The sequence below is a fragment of the Pseudomonas multiresinivorans genome, from assembly GCF_012971725.1.
Lineage (GTDB): Bacteria > Pseudomonadota > Gammaproteobacteria > Pseudomonadales > Pseudomonadaceae > Pseudomonas > Pseudomonas multiresinivorans.
This window is the reverse complement of sequence record NZ_CP048833.1, coordinates 670266-690798: the sequence shown is the minus strand read 5'-3', so window position 1 is coordinate 690798 and position 20533 is coordinate 670266. Positions and strand designations below refer to the sequence as shown.

The following is a 20533-nucleotide window of genomic DNA, read 5'->3' as shown; positions in this document are numbered from 1 at the left end:
AGGTCCTACTGGACGCAGGCGTGCTTCAGTTCGATCAGGGTCACACCCGGATGGGCGAAGCCGCTGCGCAGGTCGCGCTCCAGTTCGTCCAGGCTCTGCGGCTGGCGCATCTCGCAGCCGTAGGCGCGGCCGAGCAGGGCGAAGTCCGGGTTGCGCGGCAGGACGCCGATGGGCTCGATATCCAGGCCGATCATGTCGTCGCGGATCTGCCCCAGCGCATCGTTGTTCCACAGCAGCACCACCAGCGGGCTGTCCAGCTCTTCGGTGGCGGTGGCCAGTTCCTGCGCGGTGTAGAGGAAGCCGCCGTCGCCCACCAGCACCAGGCCGGGACGCTCCGGCGCACCGAACTTGGCGCCGATGCCGGCGGGCACGCCGTAGCCGAGGGTGCCGTAGCCGGTGGGGTGCAGCCAGCCACGCGGCGCCTTGCTCGGGTACAGGTAGTTGGCGGTGTAGGCCAGTTGGGTCATGTCGCTGGCAATGAAGGCGTTGTCCGGCAGGACCTTGGCGATGCGCTCCAGAATCGACTTGTGGATAAGTTGCAGCGGCGCGTGGCCGCCGTCGATCTGCGCGCGCAGTTCGGCGATCCGCGACTGCGCTTTCGCCGCCTCACGGGCTGCGCTCGGCAGCGCAGCGAGCAGGGCTTCGGCGGTGGCTTTCGAATCGCCCAGCAGCGCCACGGCGCTCGGGTAGAAGTCGTTGAACTTGCGCGAGTCGACATCGACGCGGATCACTTCGCCGTTGACCGGCAGGCGGTCGCGCCAGAAGTCGGTGTCGGCCATCTCGGTACCGATGGCCAGGACCACGTCGGCCTCGGCGATCATGTCCCAACCGGCCTGGGTGCACAGGGTGGCGCCAGCAGAGAGCGGCGCTTCCGGCGCCAGCAGGCCTTTGCCGGCGACGCTGGTGAACAGCGGCGCGGCCAGGCGCTCGCTCAGCGCGGCCAGGGCATCGGCGGCATGCAGCGCGCCGCCGCCAGCGATGATCATCGGGCGCTGGGCGGTCTTGAGTTTATCCACAGCCTGCTGGAGCGCCTCGACGCTGGGCTGGCCGCGGCCGGCGCGGCGCACGACTTCATGGGTCCAGTCGCGGGCGACGGGGTTGGCGAGTACGTCCAGCGGCACCGAGATGTGCACCGGGCGCGGGCGCTCACTGTCGAATACGGCGAAGGCGCGGGCGATCAGTTCGGGCAGGTCCTCGGCGCTCAGGGCGACGGCGGAGAATGCGGTGATCGGCGCGGTCATCGCGCGCTGGTCCTGGGTCTCGTGCAGGCAGCCCCAGCCCTTGCCCAGGCTGGCGGTGTGGTTGACGCTGGAGATCACCAGCATCGGGATCGAGTCGGCGTAGGCCTGGCCGATGGCGGTGGCGGCGTTGGTCACCCCCGGGCCGGTGATGATGAAGGCCACGCCCGGCTTGCCGCTGACGCGTGCGTAGCCGTCGGCCATGAAGCCGGCACCCTGCTCGTGGCGGGTCAGCACGTGGCGGATGCCGCTGCCGGGCAGGCCGCGGTACAGCTCCAGGGTGTGCACACCGGGAATGCCGAACACGGTGTCGACGCCATAGTTGGCCAGCAGGCGTACCAGAGCCTGGCCGCCGGTGAGGGTTTTGTCGTTTTGCATTAACGATCTCCCGAACTGTTCTTCGGCGGATAACCGCAAGCGGTTATTCGCCCTACTCGTGGGGGCCTACGCCGAGTGTCCGGCGTGCGCCGCTTTTTTTGCCCCCTCTCCCGCAAGCGGGAGAGGGGAGCGTTCGTGTTCTTCCTTCAAGCACCGAACTGCTCTTTGTAGGAGCGAGCTTGCTCGCGAACCACGCCCCGCAGCGGGGTTTGTTCGCGAGCAAGGACTGGGCGTCCCCCTCGTTCCTACAGGGCACGGAGTGTTCATTCGGCGACGCGGATCAGCGCATCCACCGCCACGGCGCCATCGGCGTCTGCCAGCAGCGGGTTCACGTCCAGTTCCAGCAGGTTGTCCACGTGTTCACAGGCGTAGTCGGCCACCGCGCGGATCGCCTCCACCAGCGCCTCCAGATTCACCGCCGCACGGCCACGGAAGCCGGTGAGCAGCGGTGCGCTGCGCAGGCTCAGCAGGGCATCGCGGATCGCCGCGTCGGTGGTCGGCAGCAGCAGGCTGCGGCTGTCCTTGAGCAGCTCGACGAGGATGCCGCCGGCGCCCAGCACCAGCGCCAGACCAAAACCGTTCTCGCGCTTGATGCCAACGATCAGCTCGGCCAGCGGCGGGTTGGCCATGCGCTCCAGCAGCACCTGATCGAACGGCACTTTGGGTGCGTGGCGGGCGATGTTCTCGCGCATGTCGAACAGTGCTGCTTCCAGCGCCGCCTCGTTGCGCAGGTTGAGCGCCACACCGCCGGCTTCAGTCTTGTGCGGCAGTTGCGCACTGACCACTTTCAACGCCAGCGGGAAGCCGACATCGGCGGCCGCTTCACGGGCCTGAGTCGGTGTGCTCAGCGCGGCGCGTGGCAGCGGCAGGCCGAAAGGTTTCAGCGCCTGCTTGGATTGCCACTCGTCCAGCAGGCGGCCTTCGCCTTCCAGCGCCTGCGGGCAGAGCGGCACCAGTGCGGCTTCGCCACGGGCCAGCAGCGCTTCGCGGCGCTGGCGGTAATGGGCGATGCGGCCCCAGGCGGCGAGTCCGTCTTCCACGCCTTGCAGCGCGGCAACGCCGTGGGAGTGCAGCAGTTCGCGGGCGTGCCTGGGCAGCAGTTCCGGCAACGCGGAGGCGATGAAGCCGACCTTGCCGTGGCGCTCCAGCGCGGCGCAGTACAGCTCCAGCAGCAGATCGCACTGCGGGCGTTCGCCGGTCTCTTCGCCGGGGTAATCCAGCACCAGCAGGGCGGCGTCGGCTTGAGTCTGCAGGGCGCTGTCGAGCATGCGCTCCAGCGCCGGGCCGTCGCCCCAGATGGCGGTGGTGAAGTCCAGCGGGTTGGCGATGTTGGCGTAGTCCGGCAGCACCTGCGCCAGCTCGGTACGCTGTGCGTCGACCAGTTTTGGCAGGCTCAGGCCGTTGCGTTCGGCGTAGTCGGCGATCAGCCCGGCATCACCGCCGGAGCAGGCCAGCGCGGCGAGGCTGGGGCCGGCCGGCAGGTTGCCGCAGGCGGCGGCTTTCAGGGTTTCGATGAAGCTCACCGGGCCGCTGACGCGGATGACCCCGAGGCGGTCGAACAGAGCGTCGTAAAGCGCATCGGAGCCGGCCAGGGAGCTGGTGTGGCTGAGCGCGAGCTCGGCGCCGATCTCGGAAACGCCGGTCTTCAGCGCAATCACCGGGATGCCTTTCTGCAGCGCCTTGAAGGCGGCGCGGGCGAAACCGGGAACGTTCTTCAGGCCTTCCAGGTGCAGGCCGATGGCGGTCACGCGCGGCTCGTCGAGCAGCACGTCCATCAGTTCGGCCACGCCCAGCTGCGCCTGGTTGCCCACCGAGGCCATGTAGGCGATGGGCAGCGAGCGGTCGCTCATGGACAGGTTGTAGGCGAAGTTGCCGCTCTGGGTGAGCACCGCCACGCCCTTCTCGACCATGTGCCCACCATGGGCCACCGGCCACAGCGCGGAGCCGTGCAGGTAGTCGAGCAGGCCGTAGCAGTTGGGGCCGAGCAGGGCCATGTCGCCGGCGGATTCGAGCAGGCGGCGCTGCAGCGCTTCGCCTTCGGCGCCGGTCTCGGCGAAGCCGGAGGCATAGCAGATGGCGCCGCCAGCATCCTTGGCAGCCAGCTCGGCGACGGCCTGCAGGGTCAGGTCGCGGTTGGTGGCGACGAACACCGCGTCCGGGCCTTCGGGCAGGTCGGCGACGCTGCGCACGCAGGGCACGCCTTCGAGTTCGTCGTATTGCGGGTTGACCAGCCACATCGCACCCGGGAAGCCGCCTTCGGCGCAGCGCTTGAGCGCGCGCGCCATGCTGCGGCCGCCGATGAAGGCGACGTGACGGGGGGCCAACAGGCGCTGGAGGTTTTCTCTTTTCATGTCTTATCTCGGCATTGTCTATCCCTCACCCCAGCCCTCTCCCAGAGGGAGAGGGGGCGAAGGAATCAGCGCAGCAGCGGACGCAGCAGTTCGCGGGAAATGATGTGGCGCTGGATTTCCGAGGTGCCTTCCCAGATGCGCTCGATCCGCGCGTTGCGCCAGATGCGCTCCACCGGGCCTTCGTCCATCAGGCCCATGCCGCCGAAGATCTGCACGGTCTCGTCGGCAACCTTGCCCAGCACTTCGCTGGCGAACAGCTTGGCCATGCCGGCTTCGCCGTCGGTCATGGTCCCGCGGTCCATCTTCCAGGCGGTGTGCAGGGTCATCAGTTCGGCGGCGCGGATCTGCGTGGCCATGTCGGCGAGCTTGAAGGAGATGCCCTGGTAGCTGCCGATGGCCGCACCGAACTGCTTGCGGTCGGCGGACCATTGCAGCGCCAGGTCCAGCGCGCGCTGGGCCTGGCCGACGCAGTTGGCGGCGACCATCACACGACCGGCGGTGAGCCAGGCGTTGGCCACTTCCCAGCCCTTGTCGACTTCGCCCAGGACCTGGGAGGCTGGCACGCGGCAGTCGTCGAAGAAGATTTCGTAGGTGTGGTAGCCCTTGTTGCTCACGCATTTCGGGCCACGGCGCACGGTCATGCCGGCGGTGCCCTTGTCCACCAGAAAGGCGGTCACGGCGTTGCGCTTCTTGCCGTTGCGCTCGAAGGTGTCGGTTACCGCAAAGACAATGGCGAAGTCGGCGTGGCCGGCATGGCTGATGAAGTGCTTGGAGCCGTTGATCACGAAGTCCTCGCCGTCACGCACGGCGCGGGTCTTGATCGAGTTGGCGTCGGAGCCGGCGCCCGGCTCGGTGAGGGCGAAGCAGTCGATCTTCTCGCCCTGTACCACCGGCAGCAGGTAGTTCTGGATCTGCTCACCCTTGCAGGCCATGAGGATCTTCGAGGGCCGCGCAACGAACACGTGCAGCGCCCAGGAGACCTTGGACAGCTCGCGCTCGACCAGCGCCTGGGACAGGTAGTCCAGGCCGCCGCCGCCCACTTCCTCGGGCATGTTGAAAGCGTAGAAGCCGGCTGCCAGGGCCTTGCCACGAATCTTCGCGGCCAGCTCCGGGGACACCGCGTCGGCGCGGTCCACTTCCTCTTCGTAGGGCAGCAATTCCTTCTCGACGAAAGCCTTGACCGCCTCGACGAGCATTTCCTGTTCTTGGGTCAGTTGGAAATCCATCACATCACCTGCAGCCGTCAGCGGCCTTTGAATTGGGGGGAGCGTTTCTCGGCCACGGCATGCAGCGCCTCGGCAGCATCTTCGCTGCGGCCGCAGAGCAGCCCGGCGGCCTGTTCGGCTTCCAGCTGCTGGGCCAGGGTGCGGCTGGCGCCTTCACGGATCAGGCGCTTGGTGTGGCCGAAGGCGTAGGTCGGGCCAGCGGCCAGGCGTGCGGCGAACTCGCCGACGTGAGCCTGCAATTGATCATCAGCGACCACTTCGCCGACCAGGCCGGCGTTCAGCGCGCGTTCGGCGTTCCACAGTTCGTCGAGGAACAGCAGACGCTTGGCCGCTTCGCTGCCGATCAGGCGCGGCAGGTGCCAGCTGGCGCCAGCGTCCGGGCAGTAGGCCATGCCGGTGTAGCCGGCCTTGAAGCGCGCGGAGGCGCCGGCGATGCGGAAGTCGCAGCACAGGGTCAGGTCCATCCCGGCGCCGACGGCAGTGCCGTTGACAGCGGCGATGGTCGGCTTGTCCAGGCTGTGCAGGCGGCGCATCAGGGCGTGGGCGGTTTCGGTCCAGCCGTAGGTTTCCAGCTCGCCACGGGCTTCGGCCTCGGCCCATTCGGCGAGGTCGGCGCCGGCGCAGAAGCTGCGGCCTTCGCCGGTCAGCACGATGACGCGCACGGCCGCATCGGCCTCATAGGCGTCAAACAGGGCCAGCAGGTACTTGAGCGTGGGGACGTCGAGCGCGTTGCGCTGCTCGGGGCGGTTCAGGGTGATCCAGGCGATACCGTCCTGAACCCGGCTGAGTGGGGATGGCTGAGTCATGCTGCCCTCGTTCTTGTAGTCGTTTGCTGAGGCGGATGAAGCGTTGGAGCCAATACTAAACAAGTGTTCAGCAAGCTCGCAATCCACCCGAATGGGTGGCTTGTAACGTGCCGCCGAACGGCGGGAAGGCCGCGCGACGCGGGGGCTGAGGGGTTTCCACAGGGTTTTCCCCGAGAGCTTGTTACAACTTCGAACAAACGGCCCTGCGGGCCTTCGCGGACAGAGTCCGCTGCTCCCTGACCGGCGAGCGTAGGAGCGGACTCCGTCCGCGATTGGCCTCCGGCAGCTCCGGCCCTGGGCGGGTTCGCGAGCAAGCTCGCTCCTACAAAGAGCCAAAGAAAAAGCCCCGCGAGGCGGGGCTTTTCGGATGCAGGAAGACTCAACCGATACTCGGCAGCGCCTCCTCGCTCAGCACCTGGCCACGCTTGCGCTTGAGCAGGTAGTACGCCAGGTAGCACGCGCCCATGAAGCCGAAGCCCCAGTACAGCGACGGGCGCTGGGTCGGGTCCATGGCGAGGAACACGAACAGCGAGCAGCAGATCGCGATGCACGCCAGCGGTATCAGCGGGAACAAGGGCGCTGCGTACTTCAGGTCGGCCACGGTGCCGCCCTTGGCCATGTGTTCGCGGCGGAAGCGGTACTGGGCGTAGGCAATGACGATCCAGGTGACGGTGCCGGCCATCCCGCTTACCGCCATCAGCACCATGAACAGAGTATCGGCGGCGACCACGCTGGTGAGCAGCGAGAGCAGGGCGAAGCCCAGGCTGATCAGCAGCGCGTAGAGCGGCACGCCACGGGCGCTGAGCTTGGACAGCTTGCGCGGCGCCATGCCGGTCTTGGACATGGCCCAGAGGATGCGGGTCGACGCGTAGAGGCCGGAGTTACCCACCGAGAGGATCGCGGTGAGAATCACGAAGTTCATGAGATCGGCGGCGTAGGGAATGCCGACCATGTCGAACACCTGCACGAAGGGGCTTTCCATCAGCCCGGCCTGCTTCCACGGCACGATGCAGGAGAGCACGGCGATCGCCAGCACATAGAAGATCAGCACGCGGAACACCACGTTGCGCACGGCGCGCGGGATGCTCTTTTCCGGCTGGTCGGTCTCGCCGGCGGCGACGCCCATGATCTCGCAGCCCTGGAAGGCGTAGACCACCGTCATCATCACCGCGAACACGGCGGACAGGCCGTTGGGGAACAAGCCATCGCCGACCAGGTTGGACAGCCCCGGCGCGGCCTCGCCGCTGTTCAGCGGAATGGCGCCGAAGATCACCAGCAGGCCGACCACGATGAAGCCGAGGATGGCCGCGACCTTGATCCCGGAGAACCAGTATTCGGCCTCACCGAATGCGCGAGTGGCCAGGGCGTTGAGGGAGAACAGCACGACCACGAAGAAGCCCGACCACAGCCAGATCGGCACTTCGGGGAACCAGCGGGTCATCAACATGCCGGCGGCGGTGAATTCCAGGCCGACGGTGGAGGCCCAGCTCATCCAGTAGACCCAGCCGATCATGAACCCGGTGGCCGGGCCGATGAAGCGCGTGGCGTGGGCCTGGAAGGAGCCGGAGACGGGCATCTGCACCGACAGCTCGCCCAGGCAGACCATCACCAGGTACATCAGCAGGCCGGCGACCAGGTAAGCCAGGATGGCGCCCATCGGGCCGCCGGAGCTGATGGTGACGCCCGAGCCCATGAACAGGCCGGTGCCGATCACGCCGCCCAGCGACAGCATGAAGATGTGGCGGCTCTTGAGCGCGCGGGTGAGCTGGATCTTCTCGCCGCTACGGGCGTGATGGGACTCAGACATGGCGCACCTCCGGGAAACGGCGGGCGCGACGGAGCGGAACTCTACGTTGGATCATTATTGTTATCTCCAATCAATCAGAGGCCGTGGCTCGGGCACGGATGCCACCGGATTATTGGAAGGCGATGTAAGACCCCGTTGTTCCTACGGATCGAAGTTGTAGAAAGATGTAAGGATTTTGTGCAGGGCGCGTGGGGCTTAGCTTTCAGCGCTTTTGATTTTGTAGGAGCGAGCTTGCTCGCGAACAGATTCAGCCGGCTATGAGATAGCTGGGCGGGTTCGCGAGCAAGGGCTAGGCGCCCCCTCGCTCCTACAGGCTTTGGCGCTCCCTGCTACTTCGGTGCTCGGGCTCTCCCCTCACCCTAACCCTCTAGGGGACTGTTCGGCGCAGGATGAAGCTGTGGTGCCAGCCGCCACAATCGGCCCCCTCTCCCTCTGGGAGAGGGCTGGGGTGAGGGCCGGCCCGCTTCACCAGGGCTAGGACTGGGTATTCTTGAGAAGCTCAATGACAACCGCCCTCTCCCGCTCCAGCCGCTCCAGCCAATCACCAAGCGAAGCCCCCGCCAGCGCCGCCTCTTCCAGCTCACCCAGGCAATCCCCCAACCCGCGCAAGCCCATGGACCGGCAACTCCCGGCCAAGCGATGCGCAAGGCTCGCGGCCTCGACGGCATCATCCTGGCGCAGCGCATCCAGCAGCAGCGGCCATTGCTCATCGAGCAACTTCCACAGGCTGGCAAGCAGTTCGTTCAGCTTGTGCTCGCCCAGCAACCGGCGGTGGGTATCGAGCACCTGGCGATCCAGCGGGCCGTTATCCACAGCCTCCGGCAACAGCTCCCAAGCCACGCCGGACAGCGCACGGCGCAGGTCATCCAGGCGCAGCGGCTTGCCCAGCACGCCCTGCATGCCGGCCTCGAAATAGCGCCGGACCATCCCCGGCTGCACGCTGGCGGTAAAGGCGTGGATCGGCGTGGTCGCGTTGAGCCCGCCGACCTGCGCGCGGATCGCCCGGCACAGGTCGAGGCCGTTCATGCCTGGCAGATGCATGTCCAGCAAGATCAGATCGAAGCGCCGCGCGGCGGTGAGCGCCAGCGCCGGCTCCGCGTCCTCGGCGAGCTGCACGCGGTGGCCGTCGCGCTCCAGCAGGGCCTGGGCGACCTCGCGGTTGAGGGCGACGTCTTCCACCACCAGTACGTCCAGCGCTGGCGCCTGTTCTACTGCCACGGTGGAGCGCGGGACCACGCCCGGCGCCAGCACGATCTCGAACCAGAAGGTGCTGCCCTCGCCTTCCAGGCTTTCCACGCGGATCTCGCCGCCCATGGCTTCCACCAGCCGCTTGCTGATCGCCAGCCCCAGGCCGGTGCCGCCGTAGCGCCGCGCCACCTCGTCGCTGGCCTGGGTGAAGCGCTGGAAGATCTTTTCCTGTTGCTCGGCGGAAATGCCGATGCCGTCGTCGGTCACGCTGAAGCGCAAGCACTGACCGGCAGCGCCGGTCTCCAGCACAGCGACTTCCAGCAGCACCTCGCCCTCCTCGGTGAACTTCACTGCGTTGGCCAGCAGGTTGCTCAGCACCTGGCGCAAGAACTGCTCGGCGCCCCGGCAACCGTCCTGCACCTGGGGCTCGACACGCAGGCGCAGGCAGGTGCCGTTGTCCTCGGCGCGTGGCTCCAGCAGGGTCACCACGTCGTCGAGCAGGCGCCGCAGGGAAAAGTCCACCGGCTCCGGCTGGCTGGCGCCGTCCTCCAGCTTGGCGAAGTGCAGCACCTCGTTGAGGATCGCCAGCAGACCTTCGCCTGCTGTGGATAACGCTTGAAGCCGGCGACGGTCCTGCTCGCCCAGGGGCGCGGCGCGCAGCAGTTCGGCCATGCCGAGGATGCCGTTGAGCGGCGTGCGGATCTCGTGGCTCATGGTGGCAAGGAAGCGGCTCTTGGCGCGGTTGGCAGCTTCGGCTTCCTCCTTGGCGCGGCGCAGGCTGGCGGTGCGCCGCTCGACCCGCCGCTGCAATTCGTCACGCTTGCTCTGCAGCGCTTCGCGGTCAGCCTCGCGCCGACGCAACTCGGCACGCAGGGCCCGGCGCAAGCCATCGAGGGCATCGGCCACGGTGTCGATTTCGTCCTCTTCGCCTGAGCGTTTTTTATCCAGCGCCAGCTCGGTGCCCAGGTCGCCGCCGGTGAGCCCCCGAACGAAGTCGGCCATGGCGCGCAGATGGCGAGTCACGAGACTGTGGAACAGCCAGCTCAGCGCCACCGCCAGGCCGCAAAGGAACACGCCCATCCACAGCAGGCTGGCGAGACCGCCGTGGAGCAGGCGCAGGTAGACGGCGCCCAGGTCGATGCTGATTTCCAGCTCGCCCAGGTCGCGGGGCTCGCCGTCCGGCGGCTGGAAGGCCAGGGCGTAGTGCTCGACACGGAACGGCCCGCGCTTGTCGTCGGCGTCCTGCACCAGGTTGAAGTCGGCGCTGCGCAGGCGCACCTGGGCGATGTCGGGGAAGTCGGCCAGGCCGTGCAGCTGCACGTTGAGCTGCTCCTGGTTGAGGTCCCACAGGCTGCGCTCGAAGCTGGCGAGGTAGCCGACGCGGATCAGCTCCAGGCGTGTATCGATGTCGCGCATCTCGCGGCGGTACTCGAAGTACAGCTGAACGGCGCTGGCCAGCACGGTGAAGCACAGGCTGAACAGCAGCACCCGCAGCAGCAGGCGCCGGGCCAGGCCGCCGGGCAGCTTCAACGCGGCACCCCGTCGCCGGCGAGCATGGCGCGGTAACCGCGCTCGCTCTCGTCCAGCCAGCGGGCGATGCTGCCGTCGTCCACGCGCCGCTTCAGCGCGGCGTCGATCTCGTCCATCCGCGCGGCCAGCGGTGAATGGCGGGAGACAGCAATGCGCAGGTAGTCCACGGTCAGCGGTTTCGACAGCGCGAAGATGTCCTCTCCGCCGGCGAGCTGCTCGACGAACAACGTCCCGGTGCGCCGCTCGTGGGCAATGAAGTCGATGCGCTGGCGGATCAGCTTGCCGAAGTTCTGCCGGCTGTCGGAGACCCATTCGACGTTGCCGTGCTCGGCGACGAAACGGTCGAACTCAGGCCCGTAGCTCTCGCCGAAGAGCAGCCCGCCGCGGTAATTCGCCAGATCGCTCAACTGGTCGAAACGCACCGGCTTGCGGCGGTTGTAGAAGATTGCCACTTCCTCGCGCAGCACCGGCACGCGGGAGAACAGCAGGCCGTCGTCGCGCTGCGGGGTCTGGTAGGCGAGCACCACGTCGACGCGGCCTTCGGCGGCGTCCAGCAGGCAGCGCTTCCAGTTGCCCAGCACCACGGTCTTCACCTCGTAGCCCAGCTCGCCGAGGATGCTGCGCACGGTCTGCGGGGCCAGGCCGCGTACTTCGTGGCCGTCGCTCCAGGAGATGGGCGGGTAGACGGGGTAGTCGCAGTAGCGGATGGGCTGGGCGGCCTGGGTGGTGGTGCAGAAGAGCAGGACCAACAGAGACAGAAGGAGTCGAAGCGGGGGTTTCCCTCTCCCTGGCCCTGGCTGCGCACCCCGCTCCGAAGGGAGAGGGGACTGTCCTGCGCGACCCACAATCACCGTGCTGACTCAGGCGTCGGCGGGCGTGGCGGTGAACAGGTAGCCGGCGCCGTGGATGGTGATGATCAGCTCCGGCTCGGCCGGGTCGTCGCGCAGCTTGCGGCGCAGGCGGCCGACCAGCACGTCGATGGAGCGGTCGTTGGGCAGCCATTCGCGGTTGCGGATCTGGTCCATCAACTGGTCGCGGCTGAGGGTATGGCCGGTGTTGCGCAGGAACACGCCGAGCAGCTGGAATTCGCCGTGGGTCAGCGGGGTTTCGCTGCCATCGCGGTCGATCAGGCGGCGGCGGTCGGGGTCCAGTGTCCACTGGGCGAAGCGCTTGTGGTGCTGGCGGGCGCCCGGAACACAGATGGCGGCGGGTTGGCGGGCGTGGCGCACACGACGGATCAGGTTCTTCGCGCGGGACACCAGCTCGCGGGGGTTGAGCGGCTTGATCACGTAGTCATCGGCGCCGCACTCCAGGCCGACGATGCGGTCGATGTCATCGTTGCGGCCGGTGATCAGGATGATGCCGACCTCCGAGCGTACGCGCAGCTCGCGGGTCAGGGTCAGGCCGTCCTTGCCGGGCAAACGGATGTCGAGCATCACCAGGTCGATGGGCTGCCCGCCCTGTTCGGCTTCGGCCAGGCTCGCCTCGGCCTGTTCGGCGGTGCCGGCACAGAGCACGTCATAGCCCTCCTCGCCCAGGTAGGCCTGGAGGAGCTCGCGAACCACCGGATCGTCGTCGACGATCAGTACACGGGAAGTCATCGCAATACCCTGCTGAAGCCGCCGCTCGTGACGGGGCCATTCTTGTTATGCGTGGAGGTAGAGCTGTAGGAACTGTCCTGCAGATGGCGGCAGGTTACCGCCCGCTGAACAATCGATCAACAGGCCGCCGGCGACCGGCTGAACCGTTGCCGCCCGCCGTACTGGAGGCCATCCACCCAGGCTTCGCAGATCTGCACGCCCTGTTCCGGGGTGAAGGTATTGGGGTTCAGGCCGGATTCCAGCCACAAGCCATCGAGCAAGGCGCTGAGGGCAATGGCGGCGAGGTCGGCGTCGAAATCGGACCATGCCTGTTCCTGCGCCAGATCCTTCAGCGCCTGCGCCAGCAAGGTGCGGTACTCACCGTAGGAATGGTCATGCGCCTGGTTGATCGCTTCGGCGGTCTTCACTGCGCCCCAGAACGCGAGCCACGCATCCAGCAGTTGCGGGTCGAGCAGTTCGGCACAGAACGACGCACGGAAGAACGCCGACAGCCGCGCGCGCGCATCCGGCGCTGCCTCGGCGATGGCCTCGCGCAGCAACTGCATGACCCGCCCGGTGACGGTCAGGTAGGCCTCGGCCACCAGTTCGTCCTTGCCCGAATAGTGGTGGTTGATCAGCCCCACCGAGACGCCGGCTTCGGCGCAGATCTTGCGAATGGAAGCTCCCTGGAAGCCATGGCGCTTCAGGCACGCGAGGGTCGCCTCGATCAGCAGCGCCTTGCGCTGCTCCGGCTCCAGTCGGGTAAAGCGGACTTCCTCGTTCATGCCTGGCTCCTAAAGTGTCAGGTGGCCAATCTGAACGATTGTTCGATTAGGCGCCAGTACCTACCCGTTCGGGGAATGGCCGGGGAACCGGCCCTGGTCGAGAGTGGCTTCATCCGCGATATCTCCAATCCATAACAAAATCAAAGGTGGGACTGACATGCAGAAAACGCTCGCAGCAGTACTCAGCGCGGCGCTGGCGACCTTGCCGGCACTGGGTCACGGGGAGGATGCCGCCGGCGCGAAGACGCTGCGGCTGTACAACTGGACCGACTATATCGGCGAGCACACCGTCGCCGACTTCGAGAAGGAAACCGGGATCAAGGTGGTCTACGACACCTTCGATTCCTACGAGACCGTGCAGGGCAAGCTGCTGCCCGGCCGCTCGGGCTACGACCTGGTGGTGCTCAACGCCGCCCTGGTGCCGCCGCTGCTCAAGGCCGGCGTCTTCCAGCCGCTGGACAAGTCCAAGCTGCCCAGCTGGAACAACCTCGACCCCGACGTGCTCAAGCACCTGGACCACTACGATCCGGGCGTGAAGTACTCGGCGCCATACACCTGGGGCAGCAACGGCATCACCTACAACATCGACAAGATCAAGCAGCGCATGCCCGATGCGCCCATCGGCTCGCTGGCGATGCTGTTCGATCCGAAGATCGTGTCGAAATTCGCCGATTGCGGGGTGACCATCATCGATTCCCCCACCGACGTGATCCCGCTGGCCCTGGCCTACCTCAAACGCGACCCCAACAGCGCGCTGCCCGAGGACCTGAAGGCCGCCCAGGACCTGTTGCAATCGATCCGCCCGTACATCCGCAAGTTCGACTCCACCAGCTACCTCAACGGCCTGGCCAACGGCGACCAGTGCATGGCGATGACCTGGTCCGGCGACTACGCCACCGCCCAGGCCCGCGCCGACGAAGCCGGCGCCAAGGTCAAGCTGGGCTACTTCGTGCCCAAGGAAGGCTCGCTGATCTGGTTCGACGACTTCTACATCCCGGCCGACGCGCCGCACGTGGAAAACGCCCACAAGTTCATCGAGTACATGCTGCAGCCCAAGGTTGCCGCGGGCGTCGCCGACTACATCCGCTACGCCTCCAGCAACGCTGCCGCTACCCCGCTGCTGGCCGCCGAAGTGCGCAACGACCCGGCGATCTACCCCGACGCCGAGACCCGCGCCCGCCTGTTCACCCAGAAAGTGCAGAACCCCAAGGCCACCCGCCTGATCACCCGTACCTGGAACGCGGTGAAGACCGGGACCTGATAGCGCAAGACCACAGCCCCCTCTCCCCAGCCCTGGCTGCGCGCCCCGCTCCGAAGGGAGAGGGGGCCAAGCAGAGCTGCCGGCAGTCACGGCATTTTCCTGAACGTAACGAGCAATGCGATCAACCATGAGGTTCGGAGTCTCCATGCACTCCGAACAGTCCCCTCTCCCTTCAGGGAGAGGGTTAGGGAGAGGGCAAAAGCGCCCAACCGAATAACGAAAGTCCGAGGTACAGACAATGACCACCCCAACCCCAGCCTTCTTCGCCCAGTTCAACGACGAGCAGCTGGTCGCCGCCGACAAAGCCCACTACATGCACGGCTACCACGTGTTCGACGATCACCGGGTCAACGGTGCGCTGAACATCGCCGCCGGCGAGGGCGCCTACATCTACGACACCAAGGGCAATCGCTACCTGGACGCCGTGGGCGGCATGTGGTGCACGAACATCGGCCTGGGCCGCGCGGAAATGGCCGACGCCATCGCCGAGCAGGTGCGCCAGCTGGCCTACTCCAACCCCTTCTGCGACATGGCCAACGTCACCGCCATCCAGCTCTGCGAAAAACTCGCGCAGCTCGCCCCTGGCGACCTGGACCACGTGTTCCTCACTACCGGCGGCTCCACCGCCGTGGACACCGCCTACCGGCTGATCCAGTACTACCAGAACTGCCGCGGCAAGCATGAGAAGAAGCACATCATCAGCCGGGTCAACGCCTACCACGGCTCGACCTTCCTCACCATGTCGCTGGGCGGCAAAGTCGCCGACCACCCGGCCGAGTTCGACTTCCTCAAGGACGTCATCCACCACATTTCCTGCCCCAACCCCTACCGCGCGCCGGAAGGGATGACCGAAGGGGACTTCCTCGAATTCCTGGTGAAGGAATTCGAAGACAAGATTCTCGAACTGGGCGAAGACAAGGTCGCCGCCTTCTTCGCCGAGCCGATCATGGGCTCGGGCGGCGTGATCATCCCGCCCAAGGGCTACCACCAGCGCATGTGGCAGGTGTGCCAGAAGTACGATGTGCTCTACGTCGCCGATGAGGTAGTGACCTCTTTCGGCCGCCTCGGCGCGTTCTTCGCCTCCGAGGACGTGTTCGGCATGCAGCCGGACATCATCACCACCGCCAAGGGCCTGACCTCCGGCTACCTGCCGCTGGGCGCGTGCATCTTCTCCGACCGCATCTGGAAGGTGATCGGCGAAGCCGACAAGGGCCGCTGCTTTGCCCACGGCTACACCTATAGCGGACACCCGGTGAGCTGTGTTTCGGCACTGAAGAACATCGAGATCATCGAGCGCGAGAACCTGCTGGAGCACGTGAAGGATGTCGGCGGCTACCTGGAGCAACGTCTGCAGGAACTGGCCGACCTGCCGCTGGTGGGCAGCGTGCGGTGCCAGAAGCTGATGGCCTGCGTCGAATTCGTCGCCGACAAGCGCAGCAAGGTGCTGTTCCCCGAGGAGTTGAACATCGGCGAGAAGATCCACCTGCGCGCCCAGGCCAAGGGGTTGCTGGTGCGGCCGATCGTGCACCTGAACGTGATGTCGCCGCCGCTGACCATCACCCGTGCACAGGTCGACGAGATCGTCGACACCCTGCGCGAGTCGATCCTCGAGGCCGCCGCCGACCTCCAGCGCAGCGGTGATTACGCGGGGCACTGATGATCGATCCGAGGATTTTGCCTACACCCCGGCAGCCCTTTATGCTGCCGGGCATGAGCGAATCTCAGGCACTGAGCGAAACGTCCGACGCACTGGCCCTGCATGCCTGGCATGCGGGGCTGGCGCGCGTCATAGCCAGTGTCGGCGAGGTCGTCTTCGTCGAACGCCTGGCGGACGCCCTGGGCTGCCTGGTGCCACTGGAATCGGTGATGCTCGGCCTGGAACAGCGCGGCCAGCCGCCGCAACCGCTGTACCAGCGCGGCATCGACCCGGAGCACCACGAGGCGCTGATCGACCGCTACTACGCCCGCGGCTACCTGCTCGACCCCTTCTGCCTGGCCATGGAAGACGGCCTCACCGAAGGCTTCTACCCACTGGCCGATATCGCCCCGGACGATTTCTTCGCCAGCGAGTACTACAAGACCTACTACCTCAAGTTCGGCTGCACCGAGGACTGCCACTTCATCATCGACCTGGGCGAGGCGCGCAAGGTCTCGCTGTGCCTTTACCAGGGCAGGAGCGGCGCGCGCTTCAGCGAAACCCAGCTGGACCTGCTGGCCACCGTCCTGCCGCTGGTGCGCGAACTGTTCCGCCAGTTCGAGCGCAATGGCGGGCTGGACCTGCTGCTGGCCGGGCGCGGTGTGAACGTCAGCGCGCCGGACGCCCAGGCGCCGCTGAACCGGCACATCCGCGCCGCCTTCATGAACTTCGGCGCCGACCGGCTGACCGAGCGCGAGCGGGAGATCGCCCACCTGCTGTTGCGTGGCCACTCGGTGAAATCCAGCGCGCGGGTGCTGGATATCTCGCCGGAAACCGTGCGCATGCACCGCAAGCACCTCTACACCAAGTTGGAAATCAACTCCCAGGCGGAACTGTTCTCGCTGTTCATCGACTGGCTCACCGGCGACGCCACCGCAGCCTGAGAAAGGCTCTTCGTAGGATGGTGTGGAGCGCAGCGATACCCATCGCCCCGCATGCCATCAGCATGGGTATCGCTGCGCTCCACCCATCCTACGGTCATGACACCGCAGCGGGTCCTGGCCTGTAGGAGCGAGCTTGCTCGCGAACAGGGTCGGCACCGGGCTGGGAGGTTCGCGAGCAAGAACCAAACGTCCCCCTCGCTCCTGCAAAAAGCCGCAGCGCCGATGCGGCAACGTGCCCGGAAATCTGCCAACCTATGGCCTTTCCCGCTGTCTGACCCGTGCCCCACCACCAGGAGAGCTTCCCGATGCCCCGCCGCTGGCTTCCCGCCTTGCTGTTGGCCGCTGCCCTGCCGCTGCACGCCGCCGAATCCAAACCCACCTATGGCCCGGAACTGGAGCGCTTCAACTACTCCTACCCGGTCGGCCACTACAGCTTCGCATCCCAGGGCCACCACATGCACATGGCCTATATCGACGTGAAGCCCAAGAAGCAGCCCAATGGCCGCACCGTGGTGCTGCTGCACGGCAAGAACTTCTGCGCCGGTACCTGGGAGACCACCATCGCCGCGCTCAGCGATGCTGGCTACCGCGTGGTGGCGCCGGATCAGATCGGCTTCTGCAAATCCACCAAACCCGAGCGCTACCAGTACAGCTTCCAGCAGCTGGCGACCAACACCCACGCGCTGCTGGATCACCTGAAGATCGGCAAGATCACCCTGCTGGGCCATTCCACCGGCGGCATGCTCGCCGCCCGCTACGCGCTGATGTACCCGCAGCAGGTGGAGCAGCTGGCCATGGTCAACCCCATCGGCCTGGAAGACTGGAAAGCCCTGGGCGTGCCCTACCGCACCCCGGACCAGTGGTACGAGCGCGAGCTGAAGACCAGCGCCGACAGCATCCGCCAGTATGAGCAGGCCACCTACTACGCCGGCCAGTGGAAGCCGGAGTACGACAAGTGGGTGAACATGCTCGCCGGCCTGTTTAACGGCGCCGGCCATGAGCGCGTGGCGTGGAACTCGGCGCTGCTCTACGACATGATTTTCACCCAGCCGGTGGTCTACGAATTCGGCCAGTTGAAGATGCCGACCCTGCTGCTGATCGGCACCAAGGACAACACCGCCATCGGCAAGGACATCGCCCCGGCCGAGCTCAAGCCGAAGCTGGGCAACTACGCCGAACTGGGCAAGGCGACCGCCAAGGCCATCCCCAACGCCACCCTGGTGGAGTTCGACGACATGGGCCACGCGCCGCAGATCCAGGACCCGAAGCGCTTCCACGAGGCGCTGCTCAAGGGGTTGGCTGATCTGAAGCACTGACGTGGCAAGCCTGTAGGAGCGGACTCCGTCCGCGATCGATTCCGCTTCGCGCCGGATACCATCGCGGACGGAGTCCGCTCCTACGCTTCTTGCGACATCGGTGCGGGCTATCCCCTCACCCCAACCCTCTCCCGAAGGGAGAGGGAGCCGTTCGGAGTACTGGATCGGAAACGAAGGTAGCCGGAAAGCTCCAAGCCTCCCGAACGCAAAGGACAGTCCCCTCTCCCCTTGGGAGAGGGCTAGGGTGAGGGCCAGCCGAGGCACCGGAGTTTCCCTGTAGGAGCGAGCTTGCTCGCGAACCGCCTCAGCACCGAGCGTCCGGGGAACCCGTTCGCGAGCAAGCTCGCTCCTACAAGAAATACCGTCGCCCCCAGCTCAAACAAAAACGCCGGCTCCCCTCGCAGGGAGCCGGCGTTTTCATGTAGCCGAAAGAATCAGCCCAGGTTCTTGCCCAGCAACGCGTGGTACAGCTCGCTGTCGCCGAGCACGCCGACCACGCGGCTCTGCTCCTGCAGTACCAGCTTGTGGCCGGTCTGGTATCGAATCTGCAACGCATCGCGCATGCGGATGTTGACGTCCACCAGGGTTGGCTCGTGCTTGAGCTTCTCCACCGGGTCGCCCGGGCGCCATTGCTGCAGGTCGATGATGTTGCTGCCCTGGCGCGCGGTCTTGATCTGGTTGGTCTCGGTCAGGCCCAGCCAGCAGTCGCGACCCTGGTCGAAACACACCTCGTCGGCCTGGCGGCGGCACTGGTCCAGGCCACGCATCAGGCTGGAGCCACAGAGCACGTTGAGCGGGTTGGTGTGGGCAACGAAGGTGCGCACGTAGTCGTCCGCCGGGCTGAGCACGATTTCCTCGGGCTTGCCGTGCTGGATGATGCGGCCGTCCTTCATGATCGCGATGCGCGTACCGATCTTCAGCGCCTCGTCCAGGTCATGACTGACGAAGACGATGGTCTTGTGCAATTGCCGTTGCAGCACCAGCAGTTCGTCCTGCAATTGCTGGCGGATCAGCGGGTCCAGCGCGGAGAAGGGTTCGTCCATCAGCAGGATGTCGCCATCCATGGCCAGCGCACGGGCCAGGCCGACGCGCTGCTGCATGCCGCCGGAGAGCGAGTCCGGGCGCTTGTCGCGCCACTGCGACAGGCCGACCAGTTCGAGCTTCTCGTCGATCACCTTCTTCCGCTCGTTGGCCGGGCGGCCCTGCATCTCCAGGCCGAAGCCGATGTTCTCGGCCACGGTCAGCCAGGGCATCAGCGCGAACTTCTGGAACACCATGGCGATGCGCTGGGTGCGCATGGTCTTGAGCGTCGCCGGAGAACAGTTGGCGACGTCCACCTGCTGGCCTTCGTGCTCGATCAGCAACTTGCCGCGGCTGACCCGGTTGAGGCCGTTGATGCAGCGCAGCAGGCTGGACTTGCCCGAGCCCGACAGGCCCATCATCACGCAGATTTCGCCGCGCTCGACGTCCAGGCAGGCATCCTCCACACCCAGCACCTGGCCGGTGCGCTTGAGGATTTCCTCGCGGCCCAGGCCCTTGTCCAGCAGCTTGAGCGCTTCCTTGGTGTGGGTGCCGAAAATCACATCCACATGTTCGAATCGAATCGCCGACATAGTGCTTACCTCCCCCGCAGCGAGCGTTGCTTGCACACCCGGTCGAGCAGGATGGCGAGCAGGACGATGGCCAGACCGGCCTCGAAGCCGAGGGAAATATCCGCGGTGTTGAGCGCGTTGACCACCGGCTTGCCGAGGCCATCAGCACCCACCAGCGCGGCGATAACCACCATCGACAGCGACAACATGATGCATTGGGTGACCCCCGCGGCGATGCTCGGCATGGCGTGCGGCAGCTCGATGCGCGTCAGCAGTTGCCAACGCGAGCAGCCGAAGGCCTTGCCGGCGTCCATCAGCTCCGCCGGCACGTCCTGGATACCCAGGCAGGTCAGGCGGATGGGCGCGGCGATGGCGAAGATCACGGTGGAGATCAGGCCCGGAACCACACCCAGACCGAACAGGGTCAGGGTGGGGATCAGGTAGACGAAGGTGGGTACCGTCTGCATCAGGTCCAGCAGTGGCCTGAGCCCGGTGTAGAACCAGGGCTTGTGCGCCGCCAGGATGCCCAGCGGCACGCCGATGGCGATACACACCACTGTGGCGAAGATCACCTGCGCCAGGGTCTCCATGGTCTCCTGCCAGTACCCCAGGTTGAGGATCAGCAGCAGCGAGGCCAGGGCGAATACGGCAAGGCCCCAGCTGCGCTGGATGTAGAACACCAGGAAGACCATCAGCGCGATCAGCGCCAGCGGGTTGAACCAGAGCAGGCTGTTGGTGACGCCGTGGATGAGGAACTCGAGGGTGTCGGAAATCTTGTCGAACACCGACGCGCCATGTTGCGTGAGCCAGTCGACGAAGGCGGCGATATGCTCGCCCAGCGGTAGCTTGTGGTCAGTCAGAAACATAATGCGGGCCCATCAGAAGCTTGAGGATT

General features: G+C 66.2%; 15 protein-coding genes. 4 read left to right on the top strand and 11 right to left on the bottom strand.

What is annotated here, in order from left to right; all coding sequences use genetic code 11:
* Positions 1-5 precede the first annotated feature (5 nt).
* The 9 genes from G4G71_RS03195 to G4G71_RS03155 all read right to left on the bottom strand — a co-directional run bounded on the left by G4G71_RS03195 (position 6) and on the right by G4G71_RS03155 (position 12889).
* Positions 6-1616 (bottom strand): 5-guanidino-2-oxopentanoate decarboxylase, encoded by a 1611-nt coding sequence (locus G4G71_RS03195; protein ID WP_169935374.1) that lies wholly within the window; start codon positions 1614-1616, stop codon positions 6-8.
* Between the two features lie 263 nt (positions 1617-1879).
* Positions 1880-3967, bottom strand: a complete 2088-nt coding sequence (locus G4G71_RS03190; protein ID WP_169935373.1) for an acetate--CoA ligase family protein — start codon at positions 3965-3967, stop codon at positions 1880-1882.
* 65 nt (positions 3968-4032) lie between these two features.
* Complete coding sequence (locus G4G71_RS03185; RefSeq protein ID WP_054910338.1) at positions 4033-5193, bottom strand: acyl-CoA dehydrogenase family protein; 1161 nt, start codon at positions 5191-5193, stop codon at positions 4033-4035.
* 17 nt (positions 5194-5210) lie between these two features.
* On the bottom strand, positions 5211-5999 hold the full coding sequence (locus G4G71_RS03180; RefSeq protein ID WP_169935372.1) for an enoyl-CoA hydratase/isomerase family protein: 789 nt from the start codon (positions 5997-5999) through the stop codon (positions 5211-5213).
* Positions 6000-6378: 379 nt separating this feature from the next.
* On the bottom strand, positions 6379-7806 hold the full coding sequence (locus G4G71_RS03175) for an amino acid permease (protein ID WP_169935371.1): 1428 nt from the start codon (positions 7804-7806) through the stop codon (positions 6379-6381).
* A 474-nt stretch (positions 7807-8280) separates the two neighbouring features.
* The gene (locus G4G71_RS03170) at positions 8281-10524 is read right to left on the bottom strand and encodes an ATP-binding protein (protein WP_169935370.1); all 2244 of its coding nucleotides are present in this window, start codon (positions 10522-10524) and stop codon (positions 8281-8283) included.
* On the bottom strand, positions 10521-11282 hold the full coding sequence (locus G4G71_RS03165; RefSeq protein ID WP_169942497.1) for a substrate-binding periplasmic protein: 762 nt from the start codon (positions 11280-11282) through the stop codon (positions 10521-10523). Before G4G71_RS03165 ends, G4G71_RS03170 begins: the two co-directional genes overlap by 4 nt.
* 102 nt (positions 11283-11384) lie before the next feature.
* Entirely contained in the window at positions 11385-12131 is a 747-nt protein-coding gene (locus tag G4G71_RS03160) for a response regulator (protein WP_169942496.1), read from the bottom strand.
* A 110-nt stretch (positions 12132-12241) separates the two neighbouring features.
* Positions 12242-12889 carry a TetR family transcriptional regulator C-terminal domain-containing protein gene (locus G4G71_RS03155; RefSeq protein ID WP_169935369.1) on the bottom strand — a complete coding sequence of 216 codons (648 nt, stop codon included), beginning with the start codon at positions 12887-12889 and terminating at the stop codon, positions 12242-12244.
* A gap of 157 nt (positions 12890-13046) precedes the next feature.
* Between G4G71_RS03155 and G4G71_RS03150 the strand changes: the two genes are divergently transcribed.
* From G4G71_RS03150 to G4G71_RS03135, 4 genes are all read left to right on the top strand, one after another.
* The gene (locus G4G71_RS03150) at positions 13047-14150 is read left to right on the top strand and encodes a polyamine ABC transporter substrate-binding protein (protein WP_054907630.1); all 1104 of its coding nucleotides are present in this window, start codon (positions 13047-13049) and stop codon (positions 14148-14150) included.
* Between the two features lie 238 nt (positions 14151-14388).
* Positions 14389-15807 (top strand): aminotransferase, encoded by a 1419-nt coding sequence (locus tag G4G71_RS03145; protein ID WP_169935368.1) that lies wholly within the window; start codon positions 14389-14391, stop codon positions 15805-15807.
* A gap of 53 nt (positions 15808-15860) precedes the next feature.
* Entirely contained in the window at positions 15861-16730 is an 870-nt protein-coding gene (locus tag G4G71_RS03140; RefSeq protein WP_169935367.1) for a helix-turn-helix transcriptional regulator, read from the top strand.
* A gap of 305 nt (positions 16731-17035) precedes the next feature.
* Entirely contained in the window at positions 17036-18046 is a 1011-nt protein-coding gene (locus G4G71_RS03135; protein WP_169935366.1) for an alpha/beta fold hydrolase, read from the top strand.
* 434 nt (positions 18047-18480) lie between these two features.
* Here G4G71_RS03135 and choV read toward each other — a convergent pair whose 3' ends face one another.
* Positions 18481-19659: a choline ABC transporter ATP-binding protein gene (choV, locus tag G4G71_RS03130; RefSeq protein WP_169935365.1), complete on the bottom strand. Its 1179-nt coding sequence runs from the start codon at positions 19657-19659 to the stop codon at positions 18481-18483.
* 5 nt (positions 19660-19664) lie between these two features.
* Positions 19665-20504 (bottom strand): choline ABC transporter permease subunit, encoded by an 840-nt coding sequence (gene choW, locus G4G71_RS03125; RefSeq protein WP_169935364.1) that lies wholly within the window; start codon positions 20502-20504, stop codon positions 19665-19667.
* Positions 20505-20533 lie beyond the last annotated feature (29 nt).

Bases quoted from the DNA above. Each gene is read 5' to 3' on its own strand.
- G4G71_RS03135 (WP_169935366.1), top strand. From the start codon at position 17,036: ATGCCCCGCCGCTGGCTTCCCGCCTTGCTGTTGGCCGCTGCCCTGCCG.
- G4G71_RS03155 (WP_169935369.1), bottom strand. From the start codon at position 12,889: ATGAACGAGGAAGTCCGCTTTACCCGACTGGAGCCGGAGCAGCGCAAG.
- G4G71_RS03175 (WP_169935371.1), bottom strand. From the start codon at position 7,806: ATGTCTGAGTCCCATCACGCCCGTAGCGGCGAGAAGATCCAGCTCACC.
- G4G71_RS03150 (WP_054907630.1), top strand. From the start codon at position 13,047: ATGCAGAAAACGCTCGCAGCAGTACTCAGCGCGGCGCTGGCGACCTTG.
- choW (WP_169935364.1), bottom strand. From the start codon at position 20,504: ATGTTTCTGACTGACCACAAGCTACCGCTGGGCGAGCATATCGCCGCC.
- choV (WP_169935365.1), bottom strand. From the start codon at position 19,659: ATGTCGGCGATTCGATTCGAACATGTGGATGTGATTTTCGGCACCCAC.
- G4G71_RS03145 (WP_169935368.1), top strand. From the start codon at position 14,389: ATGACCACCCCAACCCCAGCCTTCTTCGCCCAGTTCAACGACGAGCAG.
- G4G71_RS03185 (WP_054910338.1), bottom strand. From the start codon at position 5,193: ATGGATTTCCAACTGACCCAAGAACAGGAAATGCTCGTCGAGGCGGTC.
- G4G71_RS03195 (WP_169935374.1), bottom strand. From the start codon at position 1,616: ATGCAAAACGACAAAACCCTCACCGGCGGCCAGGCTCTGGTACGCCTG.
- G4G71_RS03190 (WP_169935373.1), bottom strand. From the start codon at position 3,967: ATGAAAAGAGAAAACCTCCAGCGCCTGTTGGCCCCCCGTCACGTCGCC.
- G4G71_RS03180 (WP_169935372.1), bottom strand. From the start codon at position 5,999: ATGACTCAGCCATCCCCACTCAGCCGGGTTCAGGACGGTATCGCCTGG.
- G4G71_RS03140 (WP_169935367.1), top strand. From the start codon at position 15,861: ATGAGCGAATCTCAGGCACTGAGCGAAACGTCCGACGCACTGGCCCTG.